General features: G+C 61.8%; 9 protein-coding genes. 6 read left to right on the top strand and 3 right to left on the bottom strand.

The window, feature by feature from the left end; translation table 11 throughout:
- Nucleotides 1-23: 23 nt before the first annotated feature.
- Nucleotides 24-1,004 carry a hypothetical protein gene (locus AC07UC_RS29525; RefSeq protein WP_494908314.1) on the top strand — a complete coding sequence of 327 codons (981 nt, stop codon included), beginning with the start codon at nt 24-26 and terminating at the stop codon, nt 1,002-1,004.
- A 30-nt stretch (nt 1,005-1,034) separates the two neighbouring features.
- Here the strand turns inward: AC07UC_RS29525 and AC07UC_RS29530 are convergent, their stop codons facing one another.
- The 3 genes from AC07UC_RS29530 to AC07UC_RS29540 are packed head-to-tail and all read right to left on the bottom strand — an operon-like array spanning nt 1,035 to nt 4,157.
- Nucleotides 1,035-1,385 carry a hypothetical protein gene (locus AC07UC_RS29530; RefSeq protein ID WP_140775180.1) on the bottom strand — a complete coding sequence of 117 codons (351 nt, stop codon included), beginning with the start codon at nt 1,383-1,385 and terminating at the stop codon, nt 1,035-1,037.
- On the bottom strand, nt 1,385-1,822 hold the full coding sequence (locus tag AC07UC_RS29535; RefSeq protein ID WP_140775179.1) for a DUF6484 domain-containing protein: 438 nt from the start codon (nt 1,820-1,822) through the stop codon (nt 1,385-1,387). The genes AC07UC_RS29530 and AC07UC_RS29535 overlap by 1 nt, the downstream gene beginning before the upstream one ends.
- 10 nt (nt 1,823-1,832) lie before the next feature.
- Entirely contained in the window at nt 1,833-4,157 is a 2,325-nt protein-coding gene (locus tag AC07UC_RS29540; RefSeq protein ID WP_202323663.1) for a type VI secretion system Vgr family protein, read from the bottom strand.
- Between the two features lie 246 nt (nt 4,158-4,403).
- Between AC07UC_RS29540 and tagH the strand changes: the two genes are divergently transcribed.
- From tagH to AC07UC_RS29565, 5 genes are all read left to right on the top strand, one after another.
- Complete coding sequence (gene tagH, locus AC07UC_RS29545) at nt 4,404-5,459, top strand: type VI secretion system-associated FHA domain protein TagH (protein WP_494908315.1); 1,056 nt, start codon at nt 4,404-4,406, stop codon at nt 5,457-5,459.
- 300 nt (nt 5,460-5,759) lie between these two features.
- Nucleotides 5,760-7,241 carry a type VI secretion system protein TssL, long form gene (gene tssL, locus AC07UC_RS29550; RefSeq protein WP_494908316.1) on the top strand — a complete coding sequence of 494 codons (1,482 nt, stop codon included), beginning with the start codon at nt 5,760-5,762 and terminating at the stop codon, nt 7,239-7,241.
- A gap of 22 nt (nt 7,242-7,263) precedes the next feature.
- Nucleotides 7,264-10,821, top strand: coding sequence for a type VI secretion system membrane subunit TssM (gene tssM / locus AC07UC_RS29555; RefSeq protein WP_494908317.1), 3,558 nt, complete (start codon nt 7,264-7,266; stop codon nt 10,819-10,821).
- 159 nt (nt 10,822-10,980) lie between these two features.
- Nucleotides 10,981-11,754: a PP2C family protein-serine/threonine phosphatase gene (locus AC07UC_RS29560; protein WP_140775174.1), complete on the top strand. Its 774-nt coding sequence runs from the start codon at nt 10,981-10,983 to the stop codon at nt 11,752-11,754.
- Nucleotides 11,755-11,759: 5 nt separating this feature from the next.
- Nucleotides 11,760-14,330: a serine/threonine-protein kinase gene (locus AC07UC_RS29565; RefSeq protein ID WP_494908319.1), complete on the top strand. Its 2,571-nt coding sequence runs from the start codon at nt 11,760-11,762 to the stop codon at nt 14,328-14,330.
- The last annotated feature ends 5 nt before the right edge of the window (nt 14,331-14,335 follow it).

Below are 14,335 nucleotides of genomic sequence, written 5' to 3' on the forward strand. Positions count from 1 at the left end.
AACCAGAGATAACAGGAGGTGTCGTGAGCGTGGACAGGACCCTCTACATCCTGTTCAAAGCGACGCCGGGAGAAGACGATGACCGGCTCGTCGCCTCCGGTCGCGTTGCCGATGGTTCGGTTGTGCTTCGGCCTCGAGAGGAGGTCGCGGACCTAATCTCTTTCACGGCCCTGCAGCAGCCCTTCGAAGCCCAAGCCGCTGGACTGACTGGAGAGGGCGAGGTGGTGTATTTTTTCGACGCCGTCAGTCAACGTGAGCAGATATCGGGAGCCGGATTCGCCTCCGAGAATGCGATGAAGTTCGGCCGCATGACAAAGATACTGCAGATCGGCAATCGACTGTTGGCGCTCGGCTATGGGGGGCAAGTCTACATGCGGACGCCTTCGGAGGGCTGGAGGTTTCTCGCGGGCCCGAAAGGCAGCGATGACGGGTCAACAAACCTGGTCTACTTCTGCGCCGTTGCGCACAAAGGCCGGCTGTATTTTGGCGGAACGGAGACGAAGCGATTCAGGAGCACGGCAGAGATTGACGCAGCGAGCCAAGCCGGCGATGGCCGGCGTCTCGCGCGTGCCATCCTGGCGGCGAAGGTACCGGACAAAGCGGTGGTCGGGGTATACGACGGTTCGTGGAGCCAAGCGGATTTTGATCATCCCGGAACTGTCGTCGAGATGCTGGAGGCAGGCAGATCCATCGAGATTTTCACAACCAATGGACGCATTGTCTCGACACCCGATTTCCAGGAATTCAGCGACGTATTCGCATTCGGCAAGAAGAAATCTTTCTGGGATATAAAAAGAACGGAACAAGGGATCCTTGTGTACTTCGACGGCACACTTTTCCGGTGGACCGGCGAGATGGAGCCGTTCGAACCGTCGCTGCCTGGCGTTGACGAAAGTTTCATAAACGTTTCGAGCTATGCCGGATTCCTGGCAGCGTTCGCCCCGCATCAAATCTACAAGCTAGATGAAGACGATTGGGGCGAAGTTACTTACACTTTGTCGTAAGGGGCAGCGGGAAGGTCGTATAAAAATTCTTCAGATATCAGCCGCTGGCAACTTGGCAGCTAGATATTTGCGCACTTGATCGAGGTTCAACTGCTTGAGAGGGAGAGGACTACTGGCTTCCAGCATCCGGACCACAAAAAGCTCCCCAGCTTCCGAAAATTCGTCGAAACGCTCCTTTGCGATACGCTTGCCTTCGACACCCGCAACACGCAGCCCAAGCAGATGTGCTTCCAGCCGCTCTAAGAGCCGCTCCACGCGCTCCTCGTCCATCTCGGGGTTCTCGCCGGGATGCAGCAGATGGTGGTCGTAGACCGTCCAGAGGAAGGCCGCCATTTCCGCGTGCTGACGTACTATGTGTTCGAGTATCGGCGGCTTTGGCATCAATTCAGATTCACGGAGCCGCCACGGATACGGTTGGAGGCGCTGGCGTGGCTAACCAGGTTGGTGCCTCGTATGGTGAGATGGCCATCCTTTTCCATAATGATGACCGACTTGCCGCACCTCAGCTCAAGCCGCTCGCTCGAACTGATTTTCACCGTTTCACCGTCGCGCACGACATGACTGTTGTCCCGGCTGTTTGTCTGTCGTTTTGCGGGATCGACAATACGCCCTACGATCAGCGGTTTCAGCGGATTGGCATTTTCGAACAGCAGTGCGACTTCTGACCCGATCATGTCAGACGACAGTTCGGTCAGACTTCGCGCCTGCAGGGCTACCTCCTCCCGATTTCCGGGAAACACCACGAGTGGCGCACCTTGGTCGAACCCAAGCAGCAAACCAATCACCACTCCATCAATCCGTTCGTCAATATCGCTCATGGGTGCGTCCTCAGTTCTGCTTTATCTCCGAGCCTTTCATGATGATGTCGCTCGAAGCATTGACGTCTATCTTTCCTGAACCCTTGATGGTGATGTCTTTGCCCTTAATCGTGATCGTCCCATCCTTTTTCATGACAATTTCGGCACTTCCTGTTTTGATCGTGACGGACTCCTTGGCCTCGATGGTCAGGTTCTTGCCGACCACCATGCCCGCGTCCTCGCCGACCTGGATAAGGCTCTTTTTCCCGACCTTGAGCTCGTGCGCCCCATTGACTTGAGTTGAGGCATCCTCGCCGACCTTGATGATATGCGTTTTGCTGATTTGTGTGTTCTGGGCCCCGCCGATCTTGACGCCCTGATCAGACCCGATCTGTATGCCTTGGCTTGTTCCGACGTTCCAACTGTCCGACGCGCCAACATCGTGGCTCTGGCTGATGCCGACCGTGACCGAGCGGGCGGCGCCAATCGTGTTGGTCTGAACGCCGCCTACAGTTCGGGTTTCGGCAGCGCCCACCGTGTCGATGCGTGCTGCGCCCACGGTGACCGTCTGAACCAGTCCCACGGTCTGCGAATGGTTGGCGTCGATGTTTTCGGTCGAATTGGCGACGACGTGGATCGTCTCGTTCGCCCCCACCGTAAGCGAGCGGTTCGCGCCCACCGTCTCGGTGTCGTTCGAGCCGATATTCGTGGTCTGGTCGACGCCGACCTTGACCGTCTTGTTGTTGCCGACGTCCTCGTCGAGGTTGTGGCCGACGGAGTGCTTGGCGTCGTGGTCGATGCGGTCGGACTGGTCGTGCTGGACCAGCTTGGTGCGGTCGTGCTTGATCAGCAGGTTGTGGTCCTTCTGGGCCTGGAAGTTGACCAGCTCGGAGCCGGCCTTGTCCTCGAACATCAGCTCGTTGTAACCACCGCCGCCTTTCGAAGAGTTGGATTTCCAGCCCGATTGCGTTGCGTTGCCCGGCAAGCCGTAGGGCGGCATCTGCGAGGCGTTGTAGACCCTGCCGGTGATGATGGGCAGGTCAGGGTCGCCTTCGAGGAAGTCGACGATCACCTCCTGGCCGATGCGCGGTATCTGAATGAAGCCCCAGCCGCTGCCGGCCCAGGTCTGTGAGACACGCACGAAGCAGGAACTGTTTTCGTTCTTCTTGCCCAGGCGGTCCCAGTGGAACTGCACTTTCACCCGGGCATATTTGTCGGTGAATATCTCCTCGCCGGAAGGGCCGACAACCGTCGCCGTCTGCGGCCCGCGCATGATCGGCCGCGCCGTGATCCGGGGCGGGCGATAGGGCAAGGCAGTCGGCGCAACGCCCAGCACGACCTTGAAGTTTTCGCTGTGGGCCTCGTTCTGGGTTCTGTAGCCCGGATCGAACAACCTGTATTCGGCGCTGATCACCAGATATTCCTGGTTCTGGTCATCGCGCGGAAAGCTCTCCAGCTTGAAGGTACAGCCGGAATGGAGGCCGCGCACGGTTCCAACGGCTGTGATGCGCTGGTGCACGGCCTGGAGTTCCTCGCGCCGGATGCCGGCCAGGGTGTCGCCGCGCCCCACATCGAGATGCGCCCCGGGCTGGCGATAATTCTCGCCGGAGGCTTCCTTGTGGCTGAACGGCTGGGCGGACTTCGCCATCAGATCGGCGCCAGGTTTCTGGAAATCATAGTCGGTATGGGCATAGGCCCCCGGCCGCACCGAACTGCCCGGAATCCATTCGGTGATGTATTCGACGTCGCGCCGCGAGCCCTGTCCCTCGAAATTGTAAAGGATCTTCTCGTAGCCCGGCGCCGGCTTCAGCTTGTTCATGGCGTCGCACAGCACGAGCGTGTGCTTGCCCTCGTCATGCTCGAAGAAATAGAAGATGCCTTCGTGCTCGAGCAGGCGCTGCACGAAATCCAGATCGCTCTCGTCATACTGCACGCAGTATTCGCGCGAGGGGTACGACCCTTGCAGCCGCTTCTCGAATTTCGCCGTACCGTATTTCGAGAAGATCTTTTCGACGATCTCGACAGCGGTCATGTTCTGAAAGATCCGGCAATCGGTGGTGTTGCCGAGAAACCAGAGCCACGGCCTGACGACTGCTTCGTAGTAGGCCAGCCGGTCCTCGATGCGGGTCAGGCGAAACTCGGACACCAGGCCGCTGAACCACCGTTTCGGATCGGATTCCCCTTCGACCGAAACCGCGCCCCCAAGCATCTTCGCTGGATCGATGTCCGAGTTGGGCCCGACGAACCCGACCGTATAGGCAAAGCAGCGACTGATCTCGTCGCGCCCGACAAGATGCGTGAAGGTCAGCTCGGCGCCGACCGGCGTCTGCACAACCGTGGCACGTTCGTTCGGCATGGGTCGAGCCCCTCCTGGACGCGGCCGCCGACGCGGTGGATTTGAAGTTCCATCTGCTGAGGAACCTTTTAGGACCCGCCGCACCAGGCCATGTTGAGCCTACCACATATTGTTCTGCCAACCAAAGAGGACACACGGCGGCTAAACCTTGCCCTGTCGATGCAACGGCTCGAAACACTGCTGTCCTGTTGTATGTGCAAACTGCTAGAATGTGGAGTATCGGTCAGCGTTCGACGGCGATCCTGGATGTATATCAGTCTGCAAATCAACAATGTCGACGCCTTGCCCGCCGGCATCTCGACCGGCTACGCGGCGCGCGATCGCAGCTTCGAAATCGGACGCGATGCTTGCGACTGGACCTTGTCGGACCCCGACAAGTTCATCTCGGGCCGGCATTGCGAGGTTCGATACGAGGCAGGCGCGTTCTGGCTGCACGATGTCTCGCGCAACGGAACCTACGTCAACGGATCAAGCCAGCGCATGGCCGGCCCACACCGGCTGGGCCATGGCGACCGGATGCTGATCGGCCGTTATGTCATCTTCGTGTCGATCGACGAGGAGCGCGCCGCGACAGGTCATCCCAGCCGCAGCCCGACGCAGCGAGAAATGCCGGCCGCGACAAATCGGTCGCTGGAATTCGGAGATGGACCCTTCTTCGATCCTGCGGAGCAACGGTCCGGGCAACGGGTTACGGCTCCGGCATTCTCGTCGCAACCCTCGTCGCTTCCCTCGACACGAGACGAGGTGCTGCGGGAAATCGCGATCGCCGCCGGCATCTCGCCGGAATTGCTGCAATCGCGCGACCCGCATGAGGTTGCCGCCGAAATCGGCGCGGTGCTGCGGACGGTGGTCGAGGAACTGACCTTGCTGCTGAAAGCCCGCGCGGCCGCGAAAATGCTGGCCAAGAGCACACAACGAACGATGATCAGCGCCGCCGACAACAATCCCCTGAAGTTCGTTCCGGGAACCGACGACATCCTCGAAATCATGTTCGCACGGCGCCGTGCCGGCTATCTCGATGCCAGGCGCAGCATCGAGGATGCGTTCCGCGATCTCAAGACGCACGAATTCGCCACCTATGCCGCCATGCAAGCGGCACTGTCGCGGCTGCTCGACGACCTGTCTCCTGAAGCGATCGGAAGAAAGCTTCCGCCGACGTCGTTCTCGTCGAAAAAGAGCCAGGCCTGGGACGCTTTTGTCGCGACCTGGCGAACCATGGAGGAAGCACACGAGAACGGCATGCTGGACATATTCCTGGCCTATTTCAGCGAAGCCTATGCCAAGGCCGACAAGCAGAAATAGGCGCTTTAGGGGAGCCGTGGCGCCACAGCCAACGAAGATACCTCTTCGGTGCGCGGCATCCGGTTCCAATCGGGAGTTTCTGAGACTACGATCGCATACGACAATTCGCCAAGCGGGTAAGGCTCATCGACCTGGGGGTCTGAGGCAAATGTCATCTTACGGCGGGATAGCGAGATATAGCCGACCGTCCTCAAGACACTGCCCTGCCCCGCAGGGCCCGGCGTTGCTTTACCTGACCGCGAAAGGCTCTGCGCCTGTCCGGCAAGAGAGCGGGTGCCTGGCGCGAACGGACGATCGGCGATGAGCTCGAAGGACGATCCTTTCGGCCCGGCGGGCAAGACCGTCATTCGCGCCACGCCACGGCGTGAGCGAAAACCGGCACCGAGCCCTCCCGTCGCGGATGGCGGACAGCCCTCGCAGGTCAAGGACTCGACCGTGTTCGATCCCGGCGTCGGCCGGCATACACCGCCCGGTTGGACATCCGGAACCGTGATTTATCAAGGAACACCTTCCGCGGACGCTCCGGCTCCGGCCCTGCCGCAGGAGACCCTGCTCAATGTCACGGACAGTGTCCGATATGCCGCGGCAAATCAGATCCTTGCCGCGGCCGCACCGTTGCTGATGCTGTTCGGCCAGCTCAGGCTTATCCCGGTCGAGAGACAAGCGGAGCCGTTGGCGGAACACGTCACCGAGGCGATCGACAAGTTCGACAGCGCACTGGAGAAAGCAGGCGTTGCCGAAGAGGATGCGCGGATTGCGAAATTTGTCCTGTGCGAAACCGCCGACGATCTCATCGGCAACCTGCCGTGGCCATCGAAAGACGCCTGGGCGCGGCACAGCATGCTGTCGCGGTTCTTCCACGTCGAGCCCAACGGCACGGGCTTTTTCGAAGCGCTGAATAAAGTCTTGGCCAGCCCGGAGGCGCACTACGATCTGCTCGAACTGATGCATGTGTGCCTGTCGCTGGGGTACGAGGGCCAATATCGCGGCCTGACACGCGAGGACACCAATCTCGAACGCGTCCGGCGCGACGTCTACGAAACACTTCGCTATTTCAGGCCCCGCGCCGACGAAGACATCTCGCCTCGCTGGCAGGGCCTGGCGGCGACGATGACGCAGTCTTCGACGCGCCTGCCGCTCTGGGCCGTTGCGGCAGCGGCAGCGGCGCTGCTGACGGCGGCATTCTTCGCGTTGCGGATCGTCATCACCAATGAAGGCGACGCCACCGCTGGTGAATTGCTGGCCCTCAACCCGTCGACACCGATCGCCATCGAGCGCGCCAGCGTGGCGCCTTTGGCCGAGCCGGAGAAAGCCACCCCTCCGGCAGCCACGACCACGCAGATCGATCGCATCCGCTCGGCACTGGCCAAGGATGTCGGAGCCGGCGGGTTGACCGTCGGGACGAAGGGCGACTTCATCGTCGTGGAAATCAACAATCTCCTGGTGTTCCAGTCCGGCAGAGCCGACGCAAAGCCGGAGTTCCAGCCGATAGCCGCCGACATCGCAGCCGCCCTGGAACCCGAGCGCGGACCAATCAGGATTGTCGGCCATACCGACAATGTGAAGCCGCGAAAATCGAGCCCGTTCAAGTCCAACTTCGATCTTTCCGTCGCCCGGGCGAAGGCCGTCGAAACCATGATGGCGCAGAAGTTGAGCGATCCTTCGCGACTGACGGTCGACGGCAAGGGCGAGGACGAGCCGATCGCCGACAATGCAACACCGGAAGGCCGCGCCAAGAACCGCCGTGTCGATGTGATGATCGCCAAGGAGGAGACATTGTGAGCAGGGCCGGTTGGATGCGCCGATGACGCGTTGGCTGCTGCGGATATTCAGCGTGATCGCGCTGGCCGGTTTTTCGGCGGCAGTGTGGTTTGCCGGACCTTTGATCCGCTTCGCCGATAGCCGTCCTCTTGGGCCGGCCTGGTTGCGCGCGGCAATCATCGGTGTGATCGTGGCGGCCGTGGCGCTCTTCTATGGATTGCGTTTCTGGCGGATGCGCAAGGCACAAAAGGCGCTGGAGACCGCCGTTGCCCGTAATGACGACAGGGATGACGACTCACAGGTGCTCGAGGCGCGCATGAACGAAGCGATCGCCGCGCTCAAACGGTCGAGCGGCAAGCGCAATTTCCTCTATGAGATCCCCTGGTACATCATCATCGGCCCGCCCGGTGCGGGCAAGACAACGGCACTGGTCAATTCGGGTCTGAATTTTCCGCTGGCAGGTTCGGGTGATGCCCAGCCGGTCGCCGGTGTCGGCGGAACACGTGCCTGCGACTGGTGGTTTACCGACGAGGCCGTGCTGATCGACACCGCCGGACGTTACACGACGCAGGATTCCAATGCCGAGAGCGACAAGAAGAGCTGGCTCGCCTTCCTGTCGCTGCTCAAGCAGTTCCGCACGCGGCAGCCGATAAACGGCGTCATCCTGGCGATCAGCCTCGCTGATCTCATCGGCCTCGACGATCAGCAGCTTGATGCTCACGTCGTGGAGATACGCAGCCGGCTGCGGGAAATCCATGAGACGCTGAAGATCCAGTTTCCAGTGTATCTGCTGTTCACCAAGGCCGATCTTGTTTCCGGGTTCATGGATTACTTCGGCGCTTTCGACGAGCCCCGCCGGCGCAAGGTCTGGGGCGCGACATTCCAAACCACGGATCGCAACAAGAACATGGCGGCCGAGGCCCCGGCCGAATTCGATGCGCTGGCAAGACGCCTGGTCGAGGAGATGCCCGACCGCCTTCAGGAAGAGGTCGATCCGGTCGCGCGCATATCCGCCTTTGGTTTTCCGGCGCAGTTTGGTGCGCTGAAGAGCCGAATTACGCGTTTTGTCGCCGGCTTGTTCGATCCGGCCCGCAGCCAGGTGAATGTCAGCCTGCGTGGCCTCTATTTTTCGTCAGGCACGCAAGAGGGAACGCCAATCGATCAGGTGTTGGGCGCGATCGGCCGCAGCTTCGGCGGCAATTCCCGCGCCCATCTTTCGGGAACCGGCAAAAGCTTCTTCTTGCATGACCTGCTGACGGGCGTCATTTTCGCTGAATCCGGATGGGTCTCCTACGACAAATCGGCTGTAAGGCGTGCGGCGATCGCCAGATTTGCAGGACTTTGCGCCATCGCGTTGATCGCCGCGGCGGCCCTCGGCACCTTGGCCCTGAGCTTCACGGCCAACAGATCACTGATCGCCTCCACAACGCAGGCCATGGGCCAGTATCGCGCGACGGCGGACACGCTGCTCAAAAGTACCGAGGTCACCGACGTCGACCTCGAAAACGTCATTGGCCCGCTCGACCAGTTGCGCGATCTGCCGGCTGGATTCGAAACCGGCGACATGTCCACACCGATCGAGGAGACCTTCGGCCTCAGCCAACGGGAGAGACTTCTTTCGGCATCCAGGACGGCTTACCGGCAAGCGCTGGAACGCATGTTGCGGTCGCGTTTGCTGATCCAGGCCGAGCGGACGATCCAGGCCAAGATGGCCGATCCCGCCGCGCTTTATGAGCCGTTGAAGATCTATCTGATGCTCGGCGGCAAGGCGCCGAAGGTCGACGACGCGTTGATCGTTTCGTGGATGAAGCAGGATTGGGAGCAAAACCGGTATCCAGGCGAAAACAACCGCGCGGGACGCGAGCAACTCGAGAAGCACCTGCGCGCCATGCTTGCCCTGGACGACGCCTATGATCCGGTTTTCGAACTCAACCAACCCCTCATCGAAGCCGCCCAGCGTTCGCTCGGGCGCATGAGCCTTGCCGACCGCGCCTCCGCGTTGATCAAGTCGGCGGTGTATTCGGCGGCGCTGGACGATTTTTCCGTTTCCGTAAAAGGCGGACCGGAAGCGCAGCTATTGTTCGAACGTGTCGATGGCAGCGACCTCTCAGGCCTTCGCGTGCCCGGCCTCTACACCTGGGCCGGCTTCAATCACTTCTATCTCGGTCAGCTCTCGCACATTGCGCAGATGCTCGTCGACGACCAGTGGGTGCTCGGCGGCGGCGGCGAGCAAGGCGGCATCGACCAGGACCTGCTCAAGCTCGGCCCCGAACTTCTCGATCGTTACGGGAAGGAGTTCGCAGCCGCGTGGAACGGCGTTCTCGACGGGTTGAAATTCAAGGCGATGCTGAAGGACAAGCCGCATTATATCGCGCTTTCCGCCGTCGCCTCGCCATCCTCGCCGATCGAACAGCTGTTTACCGCGATCGCCGACGAAACGGCACTGACGCGGGGCGCTGTTTCCGGCAAGGACTCAGGTGCCGAAGCCGGCACGGTTCAAGGCCAGTCACAAGAGGCCGTAAACATGGCCAGGGGCCTGGCTCGCATCGGCATACAAATTGCCACCGGAAAATCGCAAAGCCGTGCCGGCACAGGATCCGCAAACGCGCAAAACCAGAATCCCGGGGCCAACGTCGAAGCGCAGTTCAGATCGTTCCAGACCCTGGTGGGCGGTCCTGCCGGACACCGCCCGATCGATGCCTTGACCCAGAATTTCCGCGATATCTACCAGAGCCTGCAACTGGCGACCGACGTTCCCTCCCAGACGGAACGCGTCAACGCAAACCTGCAGCTCCAGATAGCCACTCTTCGCGCCAATGTCTCACGCCTGCCCAAGCAACTCGCCAGAATGGTCAATGCGACGGCGGACGAGTTTGAAGGTAACGTCACCGAGACCTCGGTGGCGAATTTGAACCAGATGCTCGATCAGTCGGTCACGGCGCCCTGCGAGGCGGCCGTCAACGGCCGTTACCCTTTCTCCGGCAATGGCTCCGAGGACATGGCAATGGCGGATTTCGCGAAGCTGTTCGCCCCCGGCGGGCTGATGGACCGGTTCTTCGCCCAGAATCTCGCATCGCTGATCGACATGACGGGCCAGGAGTGGAGCTGGAAGCAGGATGCGCGCTTCGGGCGCGACCTGTCGAAGTCGACGCTGAAGAACTTCCAGCTGGCGGCCGAAATCCGCAGCGCCTTTTTTCCCCAGGGCGGTTCGGTGCCCTCGGTCAGCATCACCTTCACGCCGTTCTCACTGCATGGCGACGCCGACGCGGCGGTGCTCGATGTCGATGGCCAGACAGTCCAGAGCAACCAGGCGGGCAATACGCCGAGCACCGTCACCTGGCCGAGCGGCACGGCTTCCGGATCCGCCAGTCTGAGCCTGACGCCGGAGATGCCAGGCCGCGAATCCGCCATCAAGTTCGAAGGTCCGTGGGCGCTGAAACGCCTGCTGGACAAGGCGACCATAACCGGCAACGACCCCAATGTCGAAGCCCGCTTCGTGATCGGCGGGCGTGACGTCACCTATACGATCCAGACTGGCTCCGGGCCCAACCCCTTCTTCCTTCCCGCACTTTCGGGATTCAGCTGTCCGAAGGCGTTTTGAGATGAGTTTCGAGCTTTTCAATGCGTTGATACGCTGTATGAGCCCCACGCGCCCGGACCTTAATTTCTATACTTTAATGGTCGAGCCTGTGGCAAAGTGGCGAGAGCGAGCGCCCGCGAGTGCGCCGCAGAGGACGCGCAAGACGCGTTTGGTGGCAAGTTGAGCAATGTCGCCCTTCCCTTTGACAGCTTCGGCGTGAGCCATAAAGGCTGTGTCCGCGAGGTCAACGAAGACAACTATCTGCTCGAACCACGAACCGGGCTTTGGGTGGTGGCCGACGGGATGGGTGGGCATGATGCCGGAGAGGTCGCCTCGGCCAGCATTGTCGACCATCTGGCCACGATCGGCATCGCAAGCTCCGCTCCGGACCTGCGGGCGCGCTTCGAGGACAGGCTGAGCCGAGCCAATGCCGAGATCCGCAGGATATCGGAATCGCGCGGCATCACCATCGGCTCCACGGTCGCCGCCCTGTTGGCGATGGACGGACGGTTTGCCTGTCTGTGGGCGGGCGACAGCCGGATCTACCTGATCCGCAACGCCTCGATCTCGCAGATTTCGAAGGACCACACCGAAGTGCAGGAACTGCTCGACCGGGGCATGATCAGTGCAGCCGAGGCGCTCACCTGGCCACGCCGCAATGTCATCACGCATGCGGTCGGCGTCAGCGATGACTTCATCATCGACTTCCAGCAAGGCGAACTGATGCCGGGAGACATTTTCGTGCTGAGCACCGATGGGCTGACAGCGCATGTCACCGACGCGGAGATCGAGGCAGCGGTGGTGTCGGCAACGCCGCAGGCGGCCTGCGAAAATCTCTTGGAAACGGTGCTGGCGCGGGGCGGAACGGACAATGTCACCATTGTGCTGGTGAAGATCGGAAACGGGCGCAATGGACAATCGCTGCGCGCTGATCTGTCGAGAGCGGAGGGCTGAGGCTGATGAGCGCCGACGACAAGACGCGAATATCGCCGCAGGTGGCAAACACCGCCGTAGGCACGCAGCTCAGCGGCATCTACGAACTTGACGAGCGGATCGCATTCGGCGGCATGGGCGAGGTCTATCGTGGCCATAACATCCAGACCGGAGACCACGTCGCGATCAAGATCGTCCTGCCCGAGTTTGCCCGTGACCAGACGATCCTGTCCTTGTTCCGCAAGGAGGCCTCGATCCTCAACCATTTGTCGCATGACGCGGTCGTGCGATACCACGTCTTCACCATCGATCCCGGGATCGGCCGTCCCTACCTTGCCATGGAGTTCGTCGACGGCGAGTCGCTGTTCGACATCATGCGACGCGGGCCGATGCCGACGGAAGAGGTGCGCAAGCTCTGCCATCGCCTCGCATCCGGCCTGAGCGCCGTGCATCAGGCGGGCGCGATCCATCGCGACCTTTCACCCGACAACATCATCCTGCCGGGAGGCCGCGTCGACCGCGCAAAGATCATCGATTTCGGCATTGCGCGGTCGGCGACCGTGGGCGGTGAGACGCTGATCGGCGGAAAGTTCGCGGGAAAGTACAACTACGTTTCACCCGAACAACTCGGCCTTTACAGCGGCGACGTCCGTGAACAGTCCGACATCTACAGCCTTGGGCTGGTGCTGGCCGCCGCCCTGCGCGGCAAGCCGATCGACATGAGCGGATCACAGTTCGAGATCATCGAAAAGCGCCGGACGGTGCCCGACCTCTCCGACATCGACGAGGATTTTCGCGGCATTGTCGAAGCCATGCTGCAACCGGATCCGCAGGACCGGCCGGTCAGCATGGCGGATATCGCCAGGATGACGCGCGACGAAGACGAAGGAACAACGCCGCCGACGTCGATCACCCCCCGCGACCGGCCCGGCTTGCCCAGAGCCGGGCAGACCCTTGCTCCCGATCCCAGAGCGCAGCCCCAGCCATCCAACGTCCTGGGACACAGTGCGCCGGCGGCAGTGGGCGCGGGCGCGCAACCCTTCGTCCCGCATGTCCGGCCCGCGCTTTTGTCCGAACCGCAGCCTCGGGCGAACCCCAGCCCGCCACGTGCGGCCGCCCGCAACGCCCCCGGAAAACCCGCAAGGACCCGCACCGTCGCGATCGCCGCCCTGGCCACGCTGGCTGTCGCCTCAGGTGCCGGCCTTTACCTGGGCGGCTTCATGACGCCCGCGCCACCGACTGCGAGCAAGACGTCGCTTTCCGCGCCCGAACCGTCAAAGCCTGCCGCGGAAACGGCAAAGCCGCTCCCGGCCGACAAGATCGCGAACGCCCCGGAACCGGCAAAGCCGGTTCTGCCGGCGCAGCCGCAAGCCAGCGTAGCGCCGACTGAAAGTCAGCCGGAGACGGAGGGGGCTCAAAAGCCGCAGCCGGCCAAGCCCGCGGAAGCGCCCTCGCCGGCTGAGGCCCCGCCGAAGCCGCCGGCAATGGCGGCGCAACCGCAAACAGAAGCGAGCACGTCGTCGGCCGAAAACCAGGCAGATGCCAAGCCGGTGCAAGCGCCGGAGCCGGCGAAGCCCACAGCCCCGCAAGCAGCGAAGCCCCTGGAGCCTTCGGCAACGAACGCGCAGCCAGAGACATCGCCGGCAATCCAGCCGGATACGATGGCCAGCAACAGTCAGATGCCGGCCCCGGCATCCGAGACGACAGCTCCAACGCCGCCAACCGGAAAGGTCGCAGCGCCGCCGCCGGCCCAGCCAGAGGCCGTGCAGATCCAAAAGCCCGAGTCACAGATCAGCCAGCCGGAAGCACCCAAGGCGGCCGTGCCGGCACCCAAACCCACTGCAAGCCAGACAGATGCCGCGAACGCCGAGGGCCAAAAAACCTCGTTGCCGCCAACCAAACAGCCGGACCAAGCTGTCGTCGCGTTGAGCGTGCCCAAACCAGCGATCCCCCCGGCCGTCGACGACAGCGCGCAACGAGTCTCCTGGGTTCGCGACTTCAGCGGCGGCGACTGTTTCTATGCGACCATGACATCGTCAGCCGACAAGGCCCCCGCGATCGAAGGATTTGGCACGGCTGTCCAGCCATTCGAACAGATGCTGGGCGCTTTCCAGGCAAAATTCCATGTCGAGCCGGACATCAGCGTCCGCCTCATTGAGCCGAGCCAATGCGAAGTCACCAACTTTCTGCGCTTTCTGGGGCAGACCGCGGCCGACAGACCGCAGCTTGTTCTCGACCGGACATCGGTGCCGAACGGTACGCCGATCCGCGGCACGCTGGTGACCCATGGCGGGCTCATTTCCAGTGTGCTGCTGATCGACCACAAGGGCATGGTGTTCAACCTCGACGACCGCATCGTCGTGCAATCGGACAAGGCTACCTTCAGCATCCCGATTGGGCTGGGCGCCGCCGACAAAGCCGCAGGAAAGGCCGTGCCTCAGATCATAATGGTGATCACGGGCCCGCAGGATATTCAGGCGGCTGCCTTCTCCGCGCCAACGCCAGCATCGGTGCTGCTGCCCAAGATTCTCGAGGAGATCGAAACCGACGGATCTCAGTTTTCAGCCACTGCCAAGTATTTCCGGCTCGGCGGATAGCATGG

Source organism: Mesorhizobium sp. GW821-FHT04C10 (assembly GCF_059420305.1).